The sequence below is a fragment of the Novosphingobium cyanobacteriorum genome (genome assembly GCF_029436685.1).
Taxonomy (GTDB): Bacteria; Pseudomonadota; Alphaproteobacteria; order Sphingomonadales; family Sphingomonadaceae; genus Novosphingobium; species Novosphingobium cyanobacteriorum.
Genome location: NZ_JAROCY010000001.1, coordinates 278,206 through 300,641, shown reverse-complemented (window position 1 = coordinate 300,641; position 22,436 = coordinate 278,206). Strand labels below are relative to the sequence as shown.

Genomic DNA, 22,436 nt, shown 5'->3' with positions numbered 1-22,436 from the left:
GCCACGTGCGCCGCAACGGCGCTTGCACTGGCCCTAGCGCATGTATAGGCGGCGCGGCAATGGAGCACGACAGCCCTCTCCTTTCTTCTGCCGAAGTCGCGCGCATTGCAGCGCGCATCGACCGTCCGGTCGTGCTGGTGGGGATGATGGGCGTGGGCAAGACCACGGTGGGCCGCAAGCTGGCCATGCTGCTGGGACTGCCATTCGTCGATGCGGACGAAGAGATCGAACGGGCGGCGCAGATGTCCATCCCCGAAATCTTCGCACAGTATGGCGAACCCTATTTCCGCAGCGGCGAGCGCCGGGTGATCGCGCGGCTGGTGGGAGAAGGCGCGCGCGAGGACCGCAAGGTGCTGGCGACCGGGGGTGGCGCCTTTGTCGATCCTGAAACGCGCGGACTGATCCTTGCCCGCGGCATTTCGGTCTGGCTCGACAGCGATGTTGAAACGCTGATGGATCGGGTGGGCCGCAAGGACAACCGCCCCCTCTTGAAGCAGGGGGATCCGCGCGAGATCCTTACGCGCCTGAGAAACGAGCGGCAGCCTCACTATGCGCAGGCCGCCATCCACATAACCAGCGGCAACCAGCCTCATCAGGTTACCGCACACGCGATCCTGAGGGCTATTGACGCATGGCTGTAATCCCCGTCGCCATTGCCGGCGCACCTTACGAAGTGCGGATCGAAGCGGGGCTGCTGCGCCGCCTCGGCTCCGAAGTGCGTCCGTTCATCCGCAAGGGCAGCGTTCCGGTCGTCACCGACGCCAATGTCGCCGCGCAATGGCGCGAGGTAGTGGAAGCCTCGCTGACCGCGGCCGGTCTGGCCAGCGCCTGGCTGGTGCTGCCCGCCGGGGAAGCCACCAAATCGTGGGAGCATCTGGCCCGGGTGGTCGACTTCCTGTTGGAGCAGGAAATCGAACGGAAGGACAATGTGATCGCGCTGGGCGGTGGCGTGATCGGCGATCTCACCGGCTTTGCCGCTTCGATGGTGAAGCGTGGCTGCGGTTTCATCCAGATTCCCACGACCTTGCTGGCGCAGGTCGATTCCAGCGTTGGCGGCAAGACCGCGATCAACACCGCGCTGGGCAAGAACCTGGTCGGCGCATTCCATCAGCCCTCGCTCGTGCTTGCCGATCCGGATGCGCTCGACACCCTGTCGCTGCGCGACACGCGCGCGGGATACGCCGAAGTGGTAAAGTACGGCCTGATCGACGATGCCGGGTTCTTCGAGTGGTGCGAGCAATACGGGCCCGCGCTGCTCAAGGGCGATCCGCAGGCCCGCGAGACTGCCATCGCCAAGAGCGTGGCTGCCAAGGCGCGCATCGTGGCGGCGGATGAAAAGGAAACGGCAGGCGTGCGCGCTTTGCTCAACCTGGGCCACACCTTTGGCCATGCGCTTGAGGCGGAGACAGGATTTTCCGACCGGCTGCTGCATGGCGAAGGCGTGGCGCTGGGCATGGTTCTGGCGGCACGCTTCTCTGCGCGGCTGGGTCTGATGACCGGGCAGGATGCGCAGCGCGTGGCGGCGCACATCGGCGCGATCGGCCTTCCCGCCTCGCTTGCGGCGCTCGGCCTCGATTGTGACGGGCGTCGGCTGGCCGATCACATGCTGCATGACAAGAAGATGGATGCCGGCACCCTGCCTTTCCTGCTGATGCGCGGGATCGGGCAGACTTTCCTGGCCAAGGACGTGGACCTCAGTGAAGTGGCCGCGTTCCTCGACGAGGAACTGGCCGCCTAAGGCAGCAGGTCAACAGGTTCGAAATCCGGCAGCACCGCCTCGCGCAGGAGCGTGCGGTGGCACCCGCAGGCCTGCCGCTCATAACACAGCAGAGCCACCTTGCGATCGCGCGCCAGTTCAGCCAGCTGCGCTCCGGCAACCATGGCTTCGGGCAGTTCGAGCTGGCCCGCGTAAACCCGTTCCAAGGTCTTGTGATCGTTGCGGCGTGCGGCAGCCCTGCCCTCGGGTGGCGTCCCCAATGCGCGGAAGTGGGCGTAACCAATCCCCGCTTCCTGCAGATTTGCGGCGAGCGAAGACTTGGAGAACCCCGGCCTTCGTGAAAGCGGCAGGGCGCGCACATCGGCCACCACTTCCACCCCGGCTTCCTGCAACGCGGCCACGAAGGCAGGCATTGTCGTCTGCTCGTATCCGATGGTCCAGATCTTGGGCTTGGGCATGCAGCGCAGGTGGTCACCGCTGGCCCGGCCTGCAAGGGTCAGAACAGGCGGGATCCGTTGGGAACGGGATTATCGGGCGAAAACAGCACGACCCGCCCCTCTGCGTCGGCAAAACCCAGCGTCAGCACTTCGGACATGATCTTGCCCACCTGGCGGGGTGGGAAATTGACCACCGCCGCCACCTGCCGCCCCGGCAGCTCTGCGGGAACATAGAGAGACGCGACCTGCGCGCTCGATTTCCGCACGCCAATGGCCGGGCCAAAGTCGATCTGCAGGATCAGGCTGGGCTTGCGCGCCTGTGGATAGGGTTCGGCGGACACGATCGTGCCGATGCGAATGTCCACCTTGAGGAAGTCATCAAAGCCAATCGGTTCGGCAGGCGGCGCGGCGGGATCGTGATCGAGGTGCATGGCACCTGATACGATGCCGCACGCGGCCGGACAAACGCCTTACTTCCCGGCGAAGGACGCTTTGCGCTTCTCAAGGAAGGCAGCGATTCCTTCAGCGGCATCGGCACTGTCGCCTGCACGTTGCTGCGCTTCGGCTTCCATCAGCAACGTTGACGACAGGTCCGATTCAAGCCCCTTCGCCATCACCTGGCGCATCGCACCCAGGGCAACGGTAGGTCCGGCGGCAAGCCGCTCCGCCAGCGCCATGGCCTCGTCCGCCAGTGCAGCATCGTCCACGCACTTGTAGATCAGGCCCCAGTCCTCGGCCTTCTCAGCCGAAATCTTTTCGCCCAGCATCATCATTTGCAGCGCGCGCGCCTTCCCGATCAGGCGGGGCAGGATCCAGCTCGATCCGCCATCAGGCACCAGCCCGATGTTGACGAACGCCTGCAGGAAATAGGCGCTGCGTCCGGCGAGCGTGAAATCACCGGCCAAGGCCAGGGGGCAGCCGACACCGGCCGCGGGCCCGTTCACCGCCATCACCACCGGGATCGGCAGGCGGGAAAACTTGAGGATCATGGGATTATAGGCTTCGGTCAACGACTTGTAGCTGCCTGCCCCGGGGCTGATCGGCGCCCCTCCAGCCCCGGCCAGATCTGCACCCGAACAGAACGCGCGCCCCTCGCCCGTCACCAGCAAGGCGCGCGCATCGCCAAGAAGGCTGAGCGCATCTGAAATCTCGATCGCCATGTGCGGCGGACAGGCGTTGAGCCGTTCGGGCCGATTCAGCACGATCCGTGCAACATCACCGACGCGCTCCAGGCGAATACACTCGAAATCCATGATGGCATCCCCACTCTTAATCGCTTGATTAAGAGTGGCTAGGCGAGCGCTTCCAGCTTGGCAAGGTGGCTTTAGCGATAGGCCTGCGCAAACGCCGCCGCCGCGCCGAACAGGCCGGGCTGGGGATGCGTGATCAGCTTCACCGGCATGGCCGCCATCAGCCCTTCGAAGCGCCCTTTCGCCTGGAACCGGTCGGCAAAGCCAGATCGCAGCAGGGTATCCTTGATCCTGAGGCCAAGGCCACCAGCCATCACCAGCGCAGAAGCGCCGTGCGCCAACGCAAGGTCCCCTGCGACGCTGCCCAGCGAAAGGCAAAAGCGATCAACGGCCGCTGCGGCAAGGCTGTCTTCCCCCCCGGTGCCTGCCGCCCACAACGCCTTGTCCTCCTGCGCGACGATGGCGCGGCCTTCGATACCGGCCAGCGTCTCGTAGATGTCGACTATGCCAGGCCCCGCGACAACACGCTCCACCGAAACCCGCCGATGCCGCTTGCGCAGGCGGGCAAGGATTGCATCCTCGATCGCATCAAGCGGCGCGAAATCGATATGGCCACCTTCGGTGGGCTGAACATGATAGCCCGCCGCGTTGCGCCACAACTGCGCGACACCCAGCCCCGTGCCCGGGCCGACCACGCTGATCGTCCCTTCGGCGGGCAGCGGCATGTCGGGACCGGTCAGGTGGACGAAATGTTCGTCATCCGCCTGCGCCACCGCGTGCGCCACGGCGGCAAAGTCGTTCACCACCACAAACGTGTCGGCCCCAAGCCTTTCGGGGATCAGCGCGGGACGAATGATCCACGGGTTGTTCGTGAACTTGATGATCTCGCCCCCCACAGGACCGGCCACTGCAATGGCAGCAGCCGCAGGCAGAGGCGCACCGTTCAACCGTTCATATTCCTGCCATGCCAACTGGAAGCTCGCATGGTCCGCTGTCTTCAGCGTGACGGCATCGCCCAGCGAAACCACGCGCCCCTCGGCCACTTCGGCCATGGCAAAGCGCGCGTGCGTGCCGCCAATATCCACCGAAACCAGCTTCATCGTTCCCATCCCTGCAAACTGGCCATCAAAGCCCGGCAGACGCCAGCATCGCCGAACCGCCGCGCTCGGCGGGGTCGGCATAATGGCGCATCATGGCGAACAGCTCACGCCCCACGCCCATCCCGGCAACAGGTGCCTCGGCCGGCGTGCGTGCATCCCATTCCGCCTGCGGAACAAGAGCCGCCAGTTCGCCCGTCTCGGCGCAGACCCTCACGACGTCGCCATCGCGCAGGCGTGCGAGGGGGCCATCCAGCTTGGCCTCGGGCGAGATGTGGATGGCTGCGGGCACCTTGCCCGATGCCCCGGACATGCGCCCGTCGGTCACCAGCGCCACCTTGAAGCCACGGTCCTGCAGCACACCCAACGGCGGGGTCAGCTTGTGCAGTTCCGGCATGCCGTTGGCCGCCGGCCCCTGGAAGCGGACCACCACGACCACGTCGCGTTCCAGATCGCCCGCCTTGAAGGCCTTGAGCACATCGTTCTGGTCATGGAACACGCGGCAGGGGGCCTCGATCGTCCAGCGCGAACGGTCGACTGCGCTGACCTTGATCGTCCCGCGCCCGAGGTTGCCCTTGAGCAGCCGAAAGCCGCCTTCCGCCTGGAAAGGTGCGGCAACCGGACGCAGCATCTTGTCGTCACCGCTGGCTTCCGGTGCGGGTGTCCAGCACAGCGTGTCACCATCCATCACGGGGTTCTGCGCGCCCTCTTCAAGCGATTTGCCATAGACCGTGCGAATGTCGGCATGGGCAAGGCCGGACCCGACCAGTTCCTTGATCACATAGGGCATGCCGCCCGCCGCGTGGAAGTAATTCACTTCGCCGGCCCCGTTGGGATAGATGCTGGCGATCAGAGGCACGACCGAGGACAGCTCGTCCATATCATCCCAGTCGATCTGCACGCCCGCAGCCCGCGCAATTGCCGGCAGGTGGATGACGTGGTTTGTCGATCCACCCGTGGCGAGCAGACCGACGATGGCGTTCACGATGGCCTTTTCATCCACGCAGTGGCCAAGCGGACGGTAATCATCGCCATCCCAACCGATCTGGGCGATGCGGTGCACGGCGGCGCGGGTCAGTTCCTGCCGCAGCTTGGTGCCCGGCAGCACGAACGACGAGCCCGGCATGTGCAGGCCCATCATTTCCATCATCATCTGGTTGGAATTGGCCGTGCCATAGAAGGTGCAGGTGCCGGCGGAGTGGTAGCTCGCGCTTTCGCTTTCCAGCAGTTCTTCTCGCCCCACCTTGCCCTCGGCATAAAGCTGGCGGACGCGGACCTTTTCCTTGTTGGCAAGGCCGCTGGGCATCGGGCCGGCCGGGATCAGGATGGTCGGCAGGTGGCCGAAACGCAGCGATCCAATCAACAGACCGGGCACGATCTTGTCGCATATGCCCAGAAGCAGCGTGGATTCGAACATCGCATGGCTCAGCGCCACCGCCGTGGACATGGCGATCACGTCGCGGCTGAACAGCGACAGTTCCATCGAATCCTGCCCCTGAGTCACCCCATCGCACATCGCCGGGGTGCCGCCTGCGACCTGCGCCGTCGCGCCCACTTCACGGGCGAACACCTTGATCTGCTCGGGGTAGCGACCATAGGGCTGATGCGCGGACAGCATGTCGTTATAGGCGGTGACGATGCCGATGTTCATGGCATTGCCGCTGCGGATCACCGGCTTGTCCTCGCCCGATGCGGCAAAGCCGTGGGCCAGGTTGCCGCATGAGAGGCGGGGCCGGTTCAGGCCATCGCCGCGCTGCCGCTCGATCAGGTCAAGGTAGGCGGAACGGCTCTTGCGCGAGCGTTCCACGATCCGCTCGGTCACCTTGGCGACTGTGGGGTTCAGCGGCATCATTCGCTCCAGTAAATGGTCACAGGCGGGCCATAGCCACGCAGGAAATCGGAAACGGGATAGGCGTCGGAGCCGGCAAGCACCTTCTGGATCAGCGCTTTCTTGCTCTTGCCGGTAACAACAAGGATGATCTCCTTCGTTGCCTTCAGCGCCCGCTTGTTCAGGCTCAACCGGTCGAACGGCGCCTCGGGTGGCAACGGCACCGGGGTGGTGGCGATCACCGTCGGTCCCGGGCGCAGCAGGGCGTGCATATGGGGGAAGATCGACGCGACATGCCCGTCCTCGCCCATGCCAAGCCATACCAGGTCGAAAGGTTCTACCTCCGCGCCTTCCACCAGTCGCTCGAACCTCGCGCCACTTCCCCCCAACGCGGCGTGGATCTTGCCGAAGTTGGAGGCAGGATGATCGTCGGGCACCACACGATCGTCGGTCAGTGCAATCGTCACGCTGGACCAGTCGAGCGGCTGGTCCTTCAGCAGCGACAGCACCTTGATCGGGGTGCTTCCCCCGGTGAAGGCGATGCGCTTTGGCCCCGGCTTGGCCAACTCAGCCGCGATGCGGTCCGCCACGGCGGCGGCATCGCCCGGATCGGCCCAGCGGACCTTGACCGGATCAGTCATTCCAGCTGCGCCCGTCACGCTCGGTCAGGGCGATGGCGGCATTCGGCCCCCATCCGCCGGAGGCATAGGGCTTCACTTCATGGTCGCCGCTTTCCCAGACCTTGCGGATCGCGTCGACCCACTTCCACTGTGCTTCCACCTCGTCCCGTCGCACGAACAGGGTCTGCTCGCCCTCGATCAGGTCCAACAGCAGGCGCTCATAGGCGATGCGGCGGCGCGCTTTTGCAAAGGCGGTGGTCAGCGACAGATCAAGGTTCACCTCACGCAGCACGATGCCACCGCGATCGAGCCCCGGTTCCTTGGCCATCACCTGAAGCCGCACATATTCCTCGGGCTGCAGGCGGATCACCAGACGGTTGGCGCGCAGCCGGCCGCCACGTTCGGCAAAGATGTTGTGCGGCACCTGCTTGAACTGCAGCACGATCTCGCTGCGCCGTTCGGCCAGTCGCTTGCCCGTGCGCAGGTAGAATGGCACGCCCTGCCAGCGCCAGTTGTCGACATGCGCCTTGATCGCCACGAACGTCTCGGTGTCAGACTGCTGGCCAAGGTCTTCAAGGTAACCGTTGACGCTTTCGCCCTTCACCGCCCCGGCGCGATACTGGCCGCGCACCATCTCTTCCGGCTTTACCGGGCGCAGCGCGCGCAGCAGCTTCACCTTCTCGTCGCGGATCGAGGTCGCGTCATAATCGCGCGGCGGCTCCATCGCGGTAAGCGCCAGCAGTTGCAGCATGTGGTTCTGCACCATGTCACGCAGCGCGCCGGTATCGTCATAGAACCCCTTGCGCCCTTCAAGGCCCACGGTCTCGCTGACGGTGATCTGCACGTGGTCGATCCCCGCGGAATTCCACAGCGGTTCGAACATCATGTTGGCAAAGCGCAGAGCCATCAGGTTCTGCACCGTTTCCTTGCCCAGGTAATGATCGATGCGGAAGATCTGGTTTTCCGAGAACCCGGCTGCCACCGCATCGTTGATCCGGCGGCTGGATGCGAGATCGTTGCCCAGCGGCTTTTCCAGGCCGATCCGCACATTGTCATGCGCAAGGCCTGCGTTGCGCAGACCCTGTATGGTCGGCTCGAACAGGGCGGGTGCCGTCGACAGGAAGATCGAGAGGCCGCAGCTGGTGTCACCCAGCTTCTTCGCCAGATCGCCGAACCCATCGACGTTCGAGGCGTCGAGCGTCTGGTATTGCAGCCGGTCGAGGAAGCTGGCGAGCTTGGTCTCGTCCTTGCGGTCTGGCGGCAGGAACTCCGACAGTGCCTGCGCCGCAAATTCGCGAAACTCGGCATCGTCGTGTTCCGAGCGTGCGGTACCTACAATCCGCAATGTGGGATCGATCAGCCCGTCCTCATGCAGCGCATAGAGCGAGGGCAGCAGCATGCGGCGGGATAGGTCCCCGGTCGCGCCGAACAGAAGCAGGGCGGAGCAGCTTGTCTCGGCCATCGACGCGAATTCTCCCTTGCATGTGCGGGCAAAGCCCGGCGCGGCGCCCGGACTATACCGGAACGCCGGTCCCTTCAGCACGCATAAGTATGCAGGTGATAGCTATGCGTGCCAAAATCCGAGGCCCGGTTTTGCACTGCACCATGCACGAGGGCAACCCGCAGGCGGCTTGTTATTTCCCCGGATGCAGTCGCACCGCCGCACCCCCGCCGGGCGCCAGCCACAACGGGATGACATCGCCCTTCCTCACCTTGCGCGTTTCATAGGCGATGCGGTGGCGTGCCTGCGTGGCGTAAGTGGCGCCTTCGCCATCCTTCCAGATCGTGGCGGTATAGGTCATGCCGGGATCAAGGAAATCGAGCTTCAGCGCAAGGTCGCGCGCAGTAGCGTCGTTCACCCCGCCCATATACCAGTCGGCGCTGTTGCGGTCCTTGCGGGCAAAGATCGCATATTCGCCCACTTCGCCGGCGATCAGGTGGCTTTCCGCCCAGTCGGCCGGCACCTGCTCGATGAAGGCAAGTTCCCTCGGATGCGCCTCAAGGTTCTCGATGAAATCCGCCGCCATCTGGATCGGTGAATAGAGCGCGAGATAAAGCCCCAGCTGCTTGGCCAGCGTGGAGGCCAGCGGCACCTGGTTCGCGCCCTCCAGGCTCAGCACGCCCGGAGTGAAGTCCATCGGGCCTGACAGCATGCGGGTATAGACCAGCGTCGGTTCGTGGCTGGGCCCGTTGGCGAACTGCCCCCACGCGTTGTATTCCATGCCCCGCGCGCCTTCCCGGTCGATCCAGTTGGGATAGGTGCGGCGCAGGCCGGTATCCTTCACCGGCTCGTGCGCATTGATGGCGATGCGGTATTTCGCCGCCGTTTCCACCACCTTCAGGTGATGCTCCACCTGCCGCTGCCCGTCGTGATACTCCATGCGATAGGTGCCCGGGCCATCCCCCGGTGTCAGGATGCCCCCTGCATCGGCGACATACCCGGTCTTCACCGCATGCACGCCCAGCGAAGCATAGAGCTTCATCGCATCGTCCAGCTGCGCCTCATAGTTGGCGATGTTGCCGCCAGTCTCATGGTGGCCGATCAGCTGAACGCCCTTCTTCGCGCCATAGGCGGTCACCGCCTTCAGATCGAAATCCGGCGTGGCCTGGGTATAGCTGAAGTCCTTGCCATTGCCGAACCAGTTGCCGTTCCAGCCCTTGTCCCAGCCTTCCACCAGCACGCCCCCGAAGTGGTGCCTGGCGGCAAAGTCCATGTATTGCTTGGTCCGTTCGGTGGTGGCGCCATGCTTGGGCCCTTCGGCCCAGGTCCAGTCGCCCCTGATCATGCCCCACCAGATGCCGATGTACTTCATCGGCTTGAACCAGCTGACATCGCCCAGCTTGTTCGGCTCGTTCAGGTTCAGCTCCAGATCGTTCTCCACCAGACCGGCCGCGTTGTCGGCAATCCGCATCGTGCGCCACGGCGTGTTGAACGGCAGGTCGCGCACCACCTTCGGCCCGTTGGGCGAAGGCGAAAGTGTTGAGCGGAACGTGGTCCCGGTGATCCGCTTCAGCCACATGCCGGAGTAATCCACCAGTGCGGCTTCGTGGATGGCGATGTGCGTGCCATCGTCCAGCTTCATGGTGATCGGCGTGTGCGCGGTGGAAACGCCATCGATCGGCGTCTTCTGGTACACCTGCTCATACCGGTTCCATTCGCCGCCGGGGATCCACCACGCGCTGCCGTTCTGCGTCAGCGCGAACTCGCTCAGCTCGTCGGCGATCTTCATGGTCTTCATCGCCGCCTGCTCGGGCAGTTCATAGCGGAAGCCGAAGCCGTTGTTGAACAGGCGGAAGCGCACGTTCATGCGCCGCCCGCCCCATTCGGGCACCTGCTCGAACTTCACCACCAGATCGTTGTGCTCGTCGGTCACGAAGCGCCGCTCACCCCACGGCTGCTCCCACGTCTCCTTGCCGCTGCCGATGTCTGAACCGACGATGCGGTTGCCGCGCACCATGGTCGGCCCGTCTGCCAGAATGAAGCCGAGCGACGATGCGCCCACCAGCAGCTTGCCCTTGCGGCTCAGGCTGTAGGTGGGGCGCCCGTCGGCGTCGGTCGTGACCGTCAGCACCATCGATCCATCGGGCGAAGCGGCGGTCACCTTCGCCGCCTCCTGCGCCAGCGATGCTTGCGGAAGCAGGGCGCAGGAAAGCGCCAGCGCCAGCGGCGCTGTGAAACCGGCAGAAATGCGCATGGGTCTATCCATCCTGAACGATCATCGCCGCAAACGGCGGCAGGTGGCCGAATTCGGCCCCGTTGACGCTTGCCAGCACCTTGCCCTTCATCGGCATGGCAGCGGGCCATTCGGCGGCGACACCGCCCATGTTGAGCAGGGCGAGCACACTCTCACCCTCGGCCTGCCGCCGTACGACCAGGCGCGCCTCATCCACCAGCAACACGTCGAACGAGCCCCGGCGCAATGCCGGATGGTCACGCCGCAGCGTGATGAGCTGCGTGGTCAGGTTCAGGACCGATGCGGGATCGGCTTCCTGCCGGTCCACCGCGCGGGCCAGGTTCTCTTCGCCCAGCGGCAGCCACGGCGCGCCGTCGGTAAAGCCACCCTCTCCCGCCTGCGCCGCCCACGGCAACGGCGTCCGCGCTCCGTCGCGAGACAGGGTCAGCGGCCAGTTGGCGATCGCCTCCGGGTCCTGCAGCTGCTCGAACGGGATGTCCACCTGCGTCAGGCCCAGTTCCTCGCCTTGGTAGACGATGATGTTGCCACGCAGCGAAGCGAACAGCACCGCCTTCATCCGCGCAAAGGCATCCACCTGTTCCGGAGCGCACCAGCGCGACAGGGCACGCGGCGCATCGTGGTTTTCGAAGGCCCAGCTTGGCCAGCCGAGGCCGTCCTCGTCGGGCCACTTGGCCAGCACGCTTTCCACCAGCGCGGGCGTGATCGCAGGCGCATAGAGGAAATCGAAGCCATAGGCGCTGTTCAGCCGGCCCTCCCCGGCCGTGAACTCCTTCATCTCGGTCTCGGCCAGGTCGCCGCCCACTTCGGCCACGGTGAACACCGCGCCATACCGGTCACAAAGGCCACGGATCCGCTCGATGAACTTCACGATATCGGGGTGCGACTGGTTGTAGATCTTCAGCTGGTAGTCGAAGGGCCGCGTCCGTCGCCGCCCGTCATAGGGCGCGGGCGGATTGTCGCGCAGCGTCGGGTCATGCATCAGGAAGTTCAGCGCATCGATGCGGAACCCGTCAACGCCCCGGTCCAGCCAGAACTGCATCACCCCCAGCAGCGCTTCCTGCACATCGGGATTGTGCGCGTTCATCTGCGGCTGGCTGGAAAGAAAGTTGTGCAGGTAATACTGGCAGCGCCGCGCATCCCACTTCCACGCCGGCCCGCCGAACACTGATTGCCAGTTGGAAGGAGGTGAGCCGTCCGGCTTCGGATCGGCCCAGACATACCAGTCCGCCTTGGCGTTGTCCTTCGACTGACGGCTTTCCACAAACCACGGATGCTGTTCCGATGTGTGGGCATAGACCTGATCGATGGTGACCTTCAGCCCCAGTTCGTGGGCCCGCTTCACCAGCGCGTCGAAGTCCTCAAGCGTGCCGAAGATCGGATCGACGTCGCAATAGTCTGACACGTCATATCCGAAATCGTCCATCGGGCTCTTGAAGAACGGCGAGATCCAGATCGCGTCCGCGCCCAGCCGCGCCACATGCTCAAGCCGCGAAGTGATGCCCGGCAGGTCGCCGATCCCATCGCCATTGGAATCGCAGAAACTGCGGGGATAGATCTGGTAGATCGTTGCGCCTCGCCACCACGGCGTTTCAGCCGGCTCGGCCTTGGGGGCAATTTTCATCGGGGAGGATCGGGTCATTGGCCTGCGTGCTTGTCTGGGGAGGAGACAGCCCGGCAGACGGCGCTGCCGAACGGAGGAAGATCGAGTATAACGGAACCCGGTGCCGAAACCTGCGCCGGGCAGTTACCGAACAACGATTGCAATGCAGTGACCCGGCCACCGATGACGCTGGCCGCATGCAGTGGCTGGTCACTCGTATTGAAGGCGATCAGGTATTCCATGCCCGTAGCCGGATCGAACCGCGATACACTGAACAGCCCCGGCTTGTCCGAATAGCCGCGTGTCACCTGGCGGCCGCTGATCAGTGCCGGATGCGCCTTGCGCAACGTGGCAAGCGAGGAGATCAGGCGATAAAGCGGATGATCGGTGGCAAAGCTGGCGGTGGCGGTCGTCTTGGTCGTACCGATCAGGCGGTTGTCGTTATAGCTTGCCACCTGGCTGGCAAACATGTCCTCGCGCGCGTCCTGGTCGTTGCCATCGCCCACGAAGCCCTGCTCGTCGCCATAATAGATCACCGGTGAACCGCGCAGCGTCATCAGCATCACGTGGCCGAGCGCGACCCGCTCAAGCAACTCCTTATCTGAAATGCCCGGTCGATCATGGCGCACCAGTGTGGAAAAGCGGCCGATATCATGGTTTCCGATGAAGGTCGGCATGGCCATCGCCGCCTTCTCTCCGCCCTTGTAGAGCACGTCGCCGTCAAACAGTTGCGCCAGCACCTCGGTGCCCTGCCCGGCTCCCAGAACCGCGCGGACCGATGCATGGAAGGCAAAGTCCAGCACTGCCGGATAGCCGTCGCGGCGCGTGAACTGTGCGATGAAACCGTTGTCAGGGTTCTCCCGCGCCACCTCGCCAAAGATGTGGAAGTTGGGAATGCCGCGCTTTCTGGCTTCAGCCTGCATCGCCGGCACGAACGCCTGCCAGAACCCGGAATCGACATGGCGCGCCGTATCGATGCGGAACCCGTCCACGCCAAAGTCGTCGATCCACTTGGCGTAGATTGCGATCATGCCCTGCCGCACGCGGGGGCTCTCGGTGAACAGGTCATCCAGCCCCACGAAGTCACCGAACTGGCTGTTCTCTCCGGAAAACGTCGTATTGCCCCGGTTGTGGTAAACCAAGGGATCGTTCAGCCAGTCCGGAACCTTGGCGTGTTCCTCGCCCTTGGGGACATAGGGCGTATAGGCCCAGGTCGGATCGGTCAGCCTGGCAAAGTTCGCATCGGTTGAAATCTGGTCGCCCGCAAATCCCGGATTGATCGCCTTGCCGCCAAGTCCGCCCTTCCGCGAATAGGGATAGTCGGCCCTGCTGCGATAGGCAAAGCCGCTGGCCGCCCCTTCGCGATACTGGATCACATCGGCCGTGTGGTTGGCCACGATGTCCATGTAGACCTTCATGCCCCGCGCATGTGCCGCATCGACCAGCTTCCTGAAGTCGGCATTGGTGCCGAAGTGCGGATCGACCTGCGTGAAATCGGTGATCCAGTATCCGTGGTATCCGCCGCTTTCCTGCCCCGGCGCGCCCTGCACCGGCTTGTTCTTGAAGATCGGCCCCACCCAGATCGCCGTCGCCCCAAGCCCCTGAATATAGTCGAGCCGCGACATCAGCCCTTTGATGTCGCCGCCGTTGTAGAAAGCCTTGGATGTGGGGTCGAACCCGGTCTGCAGCCTGTCCCCTTTCAGCCCGCCGGTGTCGTTGGCCTTGTCCCCGTTCTCGAAGCGGTCGGGCAGCACGAAGTACACCGTCTCACCCGCAGCGGGTCGCTCCCGGTACGGTTCAGCGACTGCCGGGAGGGATTGGCAGGCGAACAGCACCGGGAGCAGGAGGGAGCGCATCTTCATGCCGGCACCGCATCAAGCGGACGGGCGGCGCAATGGCGGGCGATGTAGTCGGCGTGGCTGGGATACCGGCCCGCCTCCCGGCTATAGAGTTGGTTCAGGGCTGCCATGTAGTCCTTCAGGTCAGTCTCGGGGATCGCCTCGGCCAGCGCATGGCTGCCGGCAGGCACGATGCCCTGCCCCGCCATCACCTGGAACCACGCAACCTCACTGAACAGTTCGTCCGCGTCGCGGAAGATGTGGCCGTTGGCGCGGAACAGCTCGATGCGGTGGGTCAGGCTGTCGGGCAGCGCCATTTCGCGGCAGGCCCGCCAGAACGGTTCGTCGCGCGCGTTCAGGTGGTAGTGCAGCACGATGAAGTCGCGGATGCGCTCCATCTCGAAGGTGAACTGGCGGTTGTACTCGTCTCGGTCCGCCTGCGCCTGCACCCTGCCGGGCATGAACTTCAGGATGCGCGAAATGGCCGACTGGATCAGGTGGATAGAAGTCGATTCAAGCGGCTCCAGAAACCCGCTCGAAAGCCCGACTGCGATAACGTTGTGGCTCCATGCTTCGCGGCGTCGGCCGGTGGTGAAACGGATCGGGCGTGGATCGTCCAGCGCTGGCGCGTCGAGATGCGCCAACAGGCTGGCCGCCGCGTCGTCGTCGGAAACGAAGCTGCTGCAATAGACGCGGCCATTGCCGGTGCGATGCTGCAGCGGGATGCGCCACTGCCACCCGGCATCGTGGGCGGTGGACCGGGTATAGGGCGTGAAGTCCTCCACCCGCCCACTCGGCACCGCCAGCGCACGGTCGCACGGCAGCCAGTGCGTCCAGTCCTCGTACCCCACGCCGAGCGCCGACATCAGCAGCGCCCGCATGCCCGAACAGTCGATGAACAGGTCCCCGGTCACGACCTCGCCCGATTGCAGGCGTACGCCGGTCACGTTCCCCTGCTCGCCATCGCGCAGGACCTCGTCGATCCGTCCCTCGGTCCGCACCACCCCGCGCGCTTCGGCAAAGCGGCGCAGGAACGCGGCATAAAACCCCGCGTCGAAATGGAAGGCATGCGGCATCTCCGGCACGTTGCGCGCCGTCAGCGGTGCCCCACGGTGCATCCGGTTCTGCTTGCCGGCAATGTCGTTAAGGCAGTAATCGTGGGTCGGACCGCCAAAGCCGAGCCGCCTGGCGCGCGACCAGTAATGCTGGAACCCGCACAGTCCGATCGGCCGTCCCACATCGCCAAAGGCGTGCATGTAATGGCTGCCGGGCCGCAGCCAGCCCACGAATTCGATGCCCAGCTTGAACGTCGCCTGCGTCTCGCGGATGAACTGGTTCTCGTCGATCCCCAGCGCATCGTTGAACATGCGGATCTGCGGGATCGTCGCTTCGCCCACCCCGATCGTGCCGATCTGTTCGGATTCGATCAGGCGCACGGTAAAGCCGGGGCCCAGGAAGTGGCCGAATGCAGCCGCCGTCATCCAGCCGGCGGTCCCACCTCCCACGATGACGATCGATAATGGCGATGCTTCTGTCACGGCCAGCTCTCCCACATTCACCGGATCAGGCGGCCGGGCGGCGGTGCGTAACCGCTACCCGGCCGTGCGACCCGACCTCAGAACTTGTAGTTGAGGCTGATGTAGTAGTCGCGTCCATAACGCTGGTAGTCGATCACCTGACGCGGATCGTCGTTCTGGTAGGTGATGAACGGACGGTCGGTCAGGTTCTTCGCCTGGAACATCACGGAAAGGCCGGCCAGCGCGGAGTCCGGCTGGAATTCATAGCCGATCTGCGCGTCGAGGATGCCTTCCGCCTTTGCCGTGCGATAGGTCGGGTTGGCGGAAAGGCCTGCCACCTCGGCCAGGAACTTCGAACGATAGCGGTACGAGGCGCGCACCTGGAACCCACGCTTTTCGTAGTAGAGCGAGGCATTGCCCACCCAGGCCGAAAGACCCGGCAATGTGATCGAATTGCCCGGATTGCTGGCCAGCTCGATCTTGCTCTTGGTGTAGGAAGCGCTGCCGAAGAAGCCGAACCCGTCAAGCGACTGCGAGAACTCCGCAAACGGCATCGACAGCGTGATTTCCGCACCCTTCACCGTGCCCTTGCCGCCGTTGTCCGGCGCCTTCACCAGGCCCAGCGAGGTGCCCAGCCGCGCCTGATCGGCAGGCGAAAGCAGCGAAGCGGCATCCTTGAAGTCGAAGATGAAGCTCGCGCTCGGATCGACATAGTCGGTCAGCCGCTTGAAGTAGCCGGCCACCGAGACATAGCCGCCCTTGCTGAAGTAGTGCTCCACCGACCCGTCGATGTTGAACGAGCGGTAGGGCCGCAGGCGCGGGTTGCCGCCGTTCGAGGTGAACGCGCTGAACGCCGGATCGGTCGATTCAATCCGCGTCGGATCGATGCCGAACTCCTGGTTCACGCGCTCCTGATCGAGGCGCGGCCGCACCATCGTCAGCGAGGTCGCCAGCTTCAGGTAGCTGGAATTGGCCACCTCGATCGAAACGTTCGCGCTGGGCAGAACGCGCCAGTACTTGTCGCCGCCGGTGGTCGGGATGATCGAGACCACGCCGTTCGAGAAGTTCGAGATCGAACCGACCGAGCTCTGGTCGGTATGCACCGCTTGCACGCCGAAGCCACCGGTGATCTTCCGCCCGCCAAGATCGCCGTCCAGCTTGATCATGGCATAGCCGGTCCAGACCTTCTCGGTCACCGAGTTGTCGCGCACCAGCGAAACCGGGCGGTTGTCGTAAACGCTGCTCAGCGCGTTGTTGTAGAGGTACACCGGGTTCAGCGCGAGCATCGAGGGCACGCCGAGGTAACCCAGCGGCACCGAACCGACGATCGCTTCCTGCGGGATCGGCGCGAACTGGGTCGTCCCGCTCGCCACCGTGCAGTTGGTGCCGGCGCCATCCGGGCACAGGAAGTACGACTTGAAGGCCGAGGTCTTCTTGCGGTGGCTGTAGTTCACGCCCACTTCCCAGCCCGCAATCGGACCGGCATTGCTGATCTCGCCGTCGAGGCTTGCCCGCAGCGAGGCAAGGTCGTCCTTGAAGCTCGGCCGGTTGAGGAAGCCCGCCTGCACCACGGCGCTCGTGCCGTTATAGCCCCATCCGCGCGGGTCGGTGATGCCGAACAGCGTGTCGTCGGCATAGTCCAGCGTCGGCACGATATCGAACGTGCCGTTGGGATTGGCGCTGATGTGGATCGTGTCAGCCGGACCGGTCGCGCCGTAGCCCGTGCCGGTATAGGTCTCCAGCAGGAAGTCGGTGCGCTTGGCGTGGCTGTAGCTGGCGTCGATGGTCAGGTGGGTCTTCTCCCCGATCCCGATCACGTTGTTCCAGCCCACCGAGAAGTTGTCGGCGTCACGCTTGTTGTAGTCGTTGCGCTGCACCGCGTGGATGTTGGTCAGCGTGGCATTGGTCACCAGCCCGTTCTCGACGGTGTAGCCCGGCTGCACCGTTGCGCCCGAACCCCAGTCCGGCGCGATCGGGAATTCGATGCCGCGCAGGCGCTGCGTTTCCTTGAACTTGGAATAGAGCACGTCGAGCGTCGAATGGAAATTGTCGCTCGGCTGGTATTCCAGCGTCGCCACCGCGCCATAGCGCTGCAGCTTGTTCGACTGGACATAGGGCTTGGCACCACCCAGCAGCAGCGCGCCACCGGTCGCGGTCGAATTGGGGAAGCCCCAGGCGTTGTAGCGCTCGTTCTGCGAAGGCGCGTCCGTGGCCGAAACGCCGATGGCGATGCCGAAGGTGTCGTCGGCGAACTTGTCGACATACGTCGCCGAAGCGCGATAGCCATAGCGGCTGCCGTCGGGGTTCAGCTTCTTCATGCCGTTCATCTGGCCGCGCACCTGCACCGCCACGATGCGGTCGCGCTGGGCCAGTGGCCGCAGCATGCGCAGGTCCACCGTGCCGGCGATGCCCGCCGCCACCAGCGATGGGTTCGCCGCCTTGTAGACCACCACGTTCTTGAAGAACTCGGCCGGATACTGGTCGTATTCCACGCCGCGGTTGTCACCCACGGTCACCTGCTCGCGCCCGTTCAGCAGCGTCGTGGAAAAATCGGGGCCAAGGCCACGGATCGACAGGCGCTGGTCGCGCCCTTCCAGACGCTGCGAGGTCACGCCCGGCAGGCGTGCAAGCGAATCCGCGATCGAAACGTCGGGCAGCTTGCCGATGTCCTCGGCCGAAACCGCTTCCACGATGGAGGGTGAAATGCGCTTGATCGAGGCCGATGCGTTCAGCGATGCACGGATGCCGGTCACCACGATCCCACCTTCGTCGGCCGGAGCAGCAGCCGCTGCATCCTGTGCCTGCTGCGCCGCTTCCTGCGCAACGGCAGGCGCCGCGGCCAGTGCCACGGTCAATGCTACAAGCGAACCGCCAAGGCGGTGCGCGACAATACCCCGATTGGTCATGGTGTTTTCCACTCTCCCTCGCCAGCCCCGAACCGATTGCTGGTCCTTGCCGGCCTGAACCCTTTTCCCGGCGCGGCGCGCCGGATCGATGCAACACAGCCTTTGGCCCCCTGGGGCTGTCTTGCTGCGGGTTCAGAATTAGAACGCGGGGCGGCTGCCGCGAATATGGCATACGTATACTATACGTATCCCCTCCCCGCCGGACCCACGCAATTCCGCCATTTACGCTGCGGAAACGGCGCGTTGTCCGGTTAACGGGCGCAACTGCCCGCACGGCTCGTTGCATAGGAACGCATACATGGTAACTTCGTTATGCCATGCTTTGGGGCCAAACCTGCAGGCGCGGGAGACCGATCATGGGGCGCACCCCATCCAACAAGCCGACCAGCTTCGACATCGCCTATCTCGCCGGGGTCTCGCAGCCCACAGTCAGCCGCGCCCTGCGCGGGCACAAGTCGGTCAGCCTGCAAACGCGCCAGAAGATCGAGGCGATCGCCCGCCAGCTGAACTATACCGTAGACAAGAACGCCTCGTCCCTGCGCTCGCAGCGCGCAAACACGCTTGCCCTGCTGTTCTTCGAAGACCCGACGCCCGACGAATCCAACATCAACCCCTTCTTCCTGTCGATGCTCGGCTCGATCACCCGCCACTGCGCCGCGCGCGGGCTTGACCTGTTGATTTCATTCCAGAAACTCGATGACGATTGGCACAAGCGCTATCAGGAAAGCCACCGCGCCGATGGCCTGATCCTGCTCGGCTATGGCGATTACACGCTCTACGAAACCCGCCTGCGCCAGCTGGTGCGCAGCGGCACCCACTTCGTGCGCTGGGGCTCGGTGGACGAAGGCACCATCGGTGCCACGGTCGGCTCGGACAATTTCGGCGCGGGCCGCCTTGCCGGCGAACACCTGCTCGCCCGCGGCCGCCGCACCATCGCCTTCCTCGGCCAGGCCGACGTCCACTACCCTGAATTCCAGAAACGCTACGCCGGCCTCACCCGCGCCATAGAGACTGCCGGCCTGACGCCGGACCCCGAACTGGTGGTGGACGCGATATCCTCCGAGGAATCCGGCCATGCCGCCGCGCAGCAGCTCCTCGCCCGCGGCAAGAAGTTTGACGCCATCTTTGCGGCAAGCGACCTCATCGCCATCGGCGCGATGCGCGCACTCGCAGAAGTCGGCCTCACTGTGCCCAATGACGTCGCCGTGGTCGGCTTCGACGACATCCCCGCCGCCAGCTTCACCGCCCCGCCGCTGACCACCGTGATGCAGGACATGCGCCTTGCGGGAGAAGCGCTGGTGGAGGCCGTGCTGGCCCAGGTGGAAGACCGCGCTGCGCCTTCGCCAGTGCTGCCGACCAGGTTGGTGGTGCGGGCGAGTACGGGGGGATAGGGCCAAGCGCACACCCCATGCATGCATGCATGACATTCGTATGCATCTCGCGCAGAGTACCCGTTCCCGCCATGCGAATGGCAGGGAACACAGAGGATATACCACCATGCGCGCCAGCACCAAGCCGGCCCAGAGCTTCGCCGGGCTGTGGAACACCAGCTTCGGCTTCTTCGGCATCCAGCTCGCCTTCGCGCTGCAGAACGCCAATGTCAGCCGCATCTTCCAGTCGCTGGGCAGCAGCGTGGACAACCTCGCCTTCCTGTGGATCGCCGGGCCGGTCACCGGCCTGATCGTGCAGCCGTTGATCGGCCACTGGTCTGACCGCACGTGGGGCCGCTTCGGCCGCCGCCGGCCCTATTTCGTGGCTGGCGCGCTGCTCGCCGGGCTGGCGCTGCTCGGCCTGCCCAATGCCGGGATGCTCTTCGCCGCCGCCGTGTTCCTCTGGCTGCTCGATGCCTCGCTCAACGTGGCGATGGAGCCGTTCCGCGCCTTCGTCGGAGACATGACCCCGCCCGACCAGCGCGCCCAAGGGTTCGCGCTGCAGACCTGGTTCATCGGCGCGGGCGCGGTGCTCGGCTCGCTCGCCCCGGTCATCTTCAACGCCCTGGGCATTCCCAATACCGCGCCCGAAGGCGTGGTGCCGCCCTCGGTGCGCTACAGCTTCTATCTCGGCGCCTTCGCCATCATCGCCGCCGTGGCCTGGACCGCCTTCTCCGTGCGTGAATATAGCCCGCAGGAACTGGCCGCATTTGGCGACGAACCGGCCGGAGCCGAGGCGAACCAGCCACTGGTCTATCCTGCGCGCGGCGTGCTGTGGATCGCTGGCGGCGCGGCCCTGCTTGCGCTCGTCTTCGCGCTGGCGCTGGACAAGCAGCTCTATGTCTTGGGCGGCGGGCTCGTCGCCTTCGGGCTGGTGCAGGCGACGGTGCGCGCGTTCCGCAGCACCGGCGCGCTGGCCCATATCGTCAGCGATCTGGCGCAGATGCCCCAGCAGATGAAGCAGCTCGCGCTCGTCCAGTTCTTTACCTGGATCGCGCTGTTCATCCTGTGGATCTACACCACGCCCGTCGTCACCCGCACCGTGTTCCACGCCACCGACACCACCGGCGCGGCCTATAACGCGGGGGCGGACTGGGTCGGCGTCATGTTCGCGTTCTACAACGGAGTCGCCGCGCTCGCCGCCTTTGCCCTGCCCATGCTGGCGCGGCGGATCGGCAATGCCCTCACCCACATGGTCTGCCTGATGGCCGGGGCCGCCGCGTTCCTGCTGCTCTTCGTGATCCGTGACCAGACGCTGCTGCTGGTGCCGATGGCGCTGGTCGGTCTCGCCTGGGCCTCCATCCTTGGCATGCCCTACGTGATCCTCACCCGCGTGCTGCCACCGCACAAGTTCGGCATCTACATCGGCGTGTTCAACTTCTTCATCGTGATCCCGCAGCTGATGGTGGCCACGGTCATGGGCGGCGTGATGCGCAGCTTCTTTCCGCAAGCGCCCGAATTCACCATGCTGATCGGCGCGGGCGTGATGGCCTTCGCCGCACTGGCCATGCTGCGCCTGCACGAAGGCCCGGCAAAGGCCTGAGCCAGCGGGCTACATATCCGGCTGAATCAGCACCTTGCACTGGTTCGTCCGCCTGCGCAGGCTCTCGAACACGTCGGGTGTTGCATCCAGCGAGACGGTGTCCGTCACCAGCAGGCGCGGTTCCGCCGCTCCGCGATCCAGCGCATCCAGCGCGGCCTCGTATTCCTGCCGCGTGAAGAAGGCGGAGGTCACCAGCTTCACCTGCTTTGACAGCATGGCGAAGCTGTTGAACGTATCGGGCCGGGTGCACAGGCCCAGCAGCACGATGGTGCCATCGGCCCGCACCTGCTCCACCCCCTGCGCAATCAGGCCGGGGACGCCTACGCATTCGAATACCACGTCCGCCTTGCCCCCCAGCGCCCGCTCGGCAGAGCCGACGGGATCGGCGGGATCGACCACGAAATCGTGCGCCCCCATCGCCAGCGCGCGGTCCTGCTGGAAGGTGGCGAGGTCCTGCACCACCACCCGCCCCGCCCCATGGCGCCGCGCCCAGAAGGCGACGGCGAGGCCGATCGGGCCGGCACCGAGGACCAGAACTTTATCGCCTATTTTCATGCCGCTGAGCGCCACGCCATGCAGCGCAACGGCCAGCGGCTCCACGATCGCGCCATCGGCCAGGCTGGCGCTTCTGGGCAGGCGCACGCACTGGTTGGGGCGGGTCAGCGCATATTCGGCATAGCCGCCGCCCTGCAGGCCGAAGGCATCGCACCACTGCACCGCGCCGGTTCGGCAGGCATGGCATTTTCCGCAGCTTTGCAAGGGGATGACCGAGACGAGATCGCCCTTGGCCAGCCCCTCCACCCCGCGGCCGATCTCCACCACCTCGCCCGCGAATTCGTGCCCCAGCACCGATCCGGCGCCCTGGCCATAGGCGGGGTCCTCGGTCATGTGCAAGTCCGATCCGCAGATGCCGCAGCGGCCCACCTTGACCACGACATCGCCCTCTTCGGGCACCGGGTCAGGGACTGTCTCCACGGCCAGGGGCTTGTGCAGGCCCTGCATCACGGCTGCTCGCATC

The 22,436-nt window shown here is 64.9% G+C and carries 17 protein-coding genes; 4 read left to right on the top strand and 13 right to left on the bottom strand.

Features of this window, described 5'->3' with window-relative positions; genetic code table 11:
- The first annotated feature begins 59 nt into the window (after positions 1-59).
- Together POM99_RS01410 and aroB are read left to right on the top strand one after the other, a co-directional pair.
- Entirely contained in the window at positions 60-641 is a 582-nt protein-coding gene (locus tag POM99_RS01410) for a shikimate kinase (RefSeq protein WP_277274957.1), read from the top strand.
- Positions 632-1,738: a 3-dehydroquinate synthase gene (aroB, locus tag POM99_RS01405; RefSeq protein WP_277274956.1), complete on the top strand. Its 1,107-nt coding sequence runs from the start codon at positions 632-634 to the stop codon at positions 1,736-1,738. Before POM99_RS01410 ends, aroB begins: the two co-directional genes overlap by 10 nt.
- On the opposite strand, the gene POM99_RS01400 is transcribed toward aroB, so the two are convergent.
- From POM99_RS01400 to POM99_RS01345, 12 genes are all read right to left on the bottom strand, one after another.
- Entirely contained in the window at positions 1,735-2,175 is a 441-nt protein-coding gene (locus tag POM99_RS01400; RefSeq protein WP_277274955.1) for a DUF488 domain-containing protein, read from the bottom strand. The genes aroB and POM99_RS01400 overlap by 4 nt on opposite strands.
- A gap of 38 nt (positions 2,176-2,213) precedes the next feature.
- Entirely contained in the window at positions 2,214-2,585 is a 372-nt protein-coding gene (locus POM99_RS01395) for a tRNA-binding protein (RefSeq protein WP_277274954.1), read from the bottom strand.
- Positions 2,586-2,624: 39 nt separating this feature from the next.
- Positions 2,625-3,407: an enoyl-CoA hydratase-related protein gene (locus POM99_RS01390; RefSeq protein WP_277274952.1), complete on the bottom strand. Its 783-nt coding sequence runs from the start codon at positions 3,405-3,407 to the stop codon at positions 2,625-2,627.
- Positions 3,408-3,478: 71 nt separating this feature from the next.
- Entirely contained in the window at positions 3,479-4,444 is a 966-nt protein-coding gene (locus POM99_RS01385; RefSeq protein ID WP_277274951.1) for a glucokinase, read from the bottom strand.
- A 25-nt stretch (positions 4,445-4,469) separates the two neighbouring features.
- Entirely contained in the window at positions 4,470-6,293 is a 1,824-nt protein-coding gene (edd, locus tag POM99_RS01380; RefSeq protein WP_277274950.1) for a phosphogluconate dehydratase, read from the bottom strand.
- Positions 6,290-6,910 (bottom strand): 6-phosphogluconolactonase, encoded by a 621-nt coding sequence (locus tag POM99_RS01375; protein WP_277274948.1) that lies wholly within the window; start codon positions 6,908-6,910, stop codon positions 6,290-6,292. The genes edd and POM99_RS01375 overlap by 4 nt, the downstream gene beginning before the upstream one ends.
- Positions 6,903-8,351, bottom strand: coding sequence for a glucose-6-phosphate dehydrogenase (zwf, locus tag POM99_RS01370; RefSeq protein ID WP_277274947.1), 1,449 nt, complete (start codon positions 8,349-8,351; stop codon positions 6,903-6,905). Before zwf ends, POM99_RS01375 begins: the two co-directional genes overlap by 8 nt.
- Before the next feature lie 172 nt (positions 8,352-8,523).
- Complete coding sequence (locus POM99_RS01365) at positions 8,524-10,584, bottom strand: glycoside hydrolase family 97 protein (protein WP_277274946.1); 2,061 nt, start codon at positions 10,582-10,584, stop codon at positions 8,524-8,526.
- Between the two features lie 4 nt (positions 10,585-10,588).
- Entirely contained in the window at positions 10,589-12,205 is a 1,617-nt protein-coding gene (locus tag POM99_RS01360; protein ID WP_277274945.1) for an alpha-amylase family glycosyl hydrolase, read from the bottom strand.
- Positions 12,206-12,219: 14 nt separating this feature from the next.
- Positions 12,220-14,046, bottom strand: a complete 1,827-nt coding sequence (locus tag POM99_RS01355; protein ID WP_438822973.1) for an alpha-amylase family glycosyl hydrolase — start codon at positions 14,044-14,046, stop codon at positions 12,220-12,222.
- Positions 14,043-15,560, bottom strand: a complete 1,518-nt coding sequence (locus tag POM99_RS01350) for a tryptophan halogenase family protein (RefSeq protein ID WP_277274944.1) — start codon at positions 15,558-15,560, stop codon at positions 14,043-14,045. Before POM99_RS01350 ends, POM99_RS01355 begins: the two co-directional genes overlap by 4 nt.
- A 77-nt stretch (positions 15,561-15,637) precedes the next feature.
- On the bottom strand, positions 15,638-18,445 hold the full coding sequence (locus POM99_RS01345) for a TonB-dependent receptor (protein ID WP_277274943.1): 2,808 nt from the start codon (positions 18,443-18,445) through the stop codon (positions 15,638-15,640).
- Positions 18,446-18,801: 356 nt separating this feature from the next.
- Here POM99_RS01345 and POM99_RS01340 point away from each other — a divergent pair, with 356 nt between their 5' ends.
- Both POM99_RS01340 and POM99_RS01335 read left to right on the top strand, forming a co-directional pair.
- On the top strand, positions 18,802-19,836 hold the full coding sequence (locus POM99_RS01340) for a LacI family DNA-binding transcriptional regulator (protein WP_277274942.1): 1,035 nt from the start codon (positions 18,802-18,804) through the stop codon (positions 19,834-19,836).
- Positions 19,837-19,942: 106 nt separating this feature from the next.
- Positions 19,943-21,418, top strand: coding sequence for an MFS transporter (locus POM99_RS01335; RefSeq protein WP_277274940.1), 1,476 nt, complete (start codon positions 19,943-19,945; stop codon positions 21,416-21,418).
- A gap of 9 nt (positions 21,419-21,427) precedes the next feature.
- Here the strand turns inward: POM99_RS01335 and POM99_RS01330 are convergent, their stop codons facing one another.
- Positions 21,428-22,435 carry an alcohol dehydrogenase catalytic domain-containing protein gene (locus tag POM99_RS01330; RefSeq protein WP_277274939.1) on the bottom strand — a complete coding sequence of 336 codons (1,008 nt, stop codon included), beginning with the start codon at positions 22,433-22,435 and terminating at the stop codon, positions 21,428-21,430.
- Between the last annotated feature and the right edge of the window lies 1 nt (position 22,436).

What these genes read in the sequence shown, in the direction of transcription:
- POM99_RS01410 (WP_277274957.1), top strand. Translation starts at nt 60, where the DNA reads ATGGAGCACGACAGCCCTCTCCTTTCTTCTGCCGAAGTCGCGCGCATT.
- aroB (WP_277274956.1), top strand. Translation starts at nt 632, where the DNA reads ATGGCTGTAATCCCCGTCGCCATTGCCGGCGCACCTTACGAAGTGCGG.
- POM99_RS01400 (WP_277274955.1), bottom strand. Translation starts at nt 2,175, where the DNA reads ATGCCCAAGCCCAAGATCTGGACCATCGGATACGAGCAGACGACAATG.
- POM99_RS01395 (WP_277274954.1), bottom strand. Translation starts at nt 2,585, where the DNA reads ATGCACCTCGATCACGATCCCGCCGCGCCGCCTGCCGAACCGATTGGC.
- POM99_RS01390 (WP_277274952.1), bottom strand. Translation starts at nt 3,407, where the DNA reads ATGGATTTCGAGTGTATTCGCCTGGAGCGCGTCGGTGATGTTGCACGG.
- POM99_RS01385 (WP_277274951.1), bottom strand. Translation starts at nt 4,444, where the DNA reads ATGAAGCTGGTTTCGGTGGATATTGGCGGCACGCACGCGCGCTTTGCC.
- edd (WP_277274950.1), bottom strand. Translation starts at nt 6,293, where the DNA reads ATGATGCCGCTGAACCCCACAGTCGCCAAGGTGACCGAGCGGATCGTG.
- POM99_RS01375 (WP_277274948.1), bottom strand. Translation starts at nt 6,910, where the DNA reads ATGACTGATCCGGTCAAGGTCCGCTGGGCCGATCCGGGCGATGCCGCC.
- zwf (WP_277274947.1), bottom strand. Translation starts at nt 8,351, where the DNA reads ATGGCCGAGACAAGCTGCTCCGCCCTGCTTCTGTTCGGCGCGACCGGG.
- POM99_RS01365 (WP_277274946.1), bottom strand. Translation starts at nt 10,584, where the DNA reads ATGCGCATTTCTGCCGGTTTCACAGCGCCGCTGGCGCTGGCGCTTTCC.
- POM99_RS01360 (WP_277274945.1), bottom strand. Translation starts at nt 12,205, where the DNA reads ATGAAAATTGCCCCCAAGGCCGAGCCGGCTGAAACGCCGTGGTGGCGA.
- POM99_RS01355 (WP_438822973.1), bottom strand. Translation starts at nt 14,046, where the DNA reads ATGAAGATGCGCTCCCTCCTGCTCCCGGTGCTGTTCGCCTGCCAATCC.
- POM99_RS01345 (WP_277274943.1), bottom strand. Translation starts at nt 18,445, where the DNA reads ATGACCAATCGGGGTATTGTCGCGCACCGCCTTGGCGGTTCGCTTGTA.
- POM99_RS01340 (WP_277274942.1), top strand. Translation starts at nt 18,802, where the DNA reads ATGGGGCGCACCCCATCCAACAAGCCGACCAGCTTCGACATCGCCTAT.
- POM99_RS01335 (WP_277274940.1), top strand. Translation starts at nt 19,943, where the DNA reads ATGCGCGCCAGCACCAAGCCGGCCCAGAGCTTCGCCGGGCTGTGGAAC.
- POM99_RS01330 (WP_277274939.1), bottom strand. Translation starts at nt 22,435, where the DNA reads ATGCGAGCAGCCGTGATGCAGGGCCTGCACAAGCCCCTGGCCGTGGAG.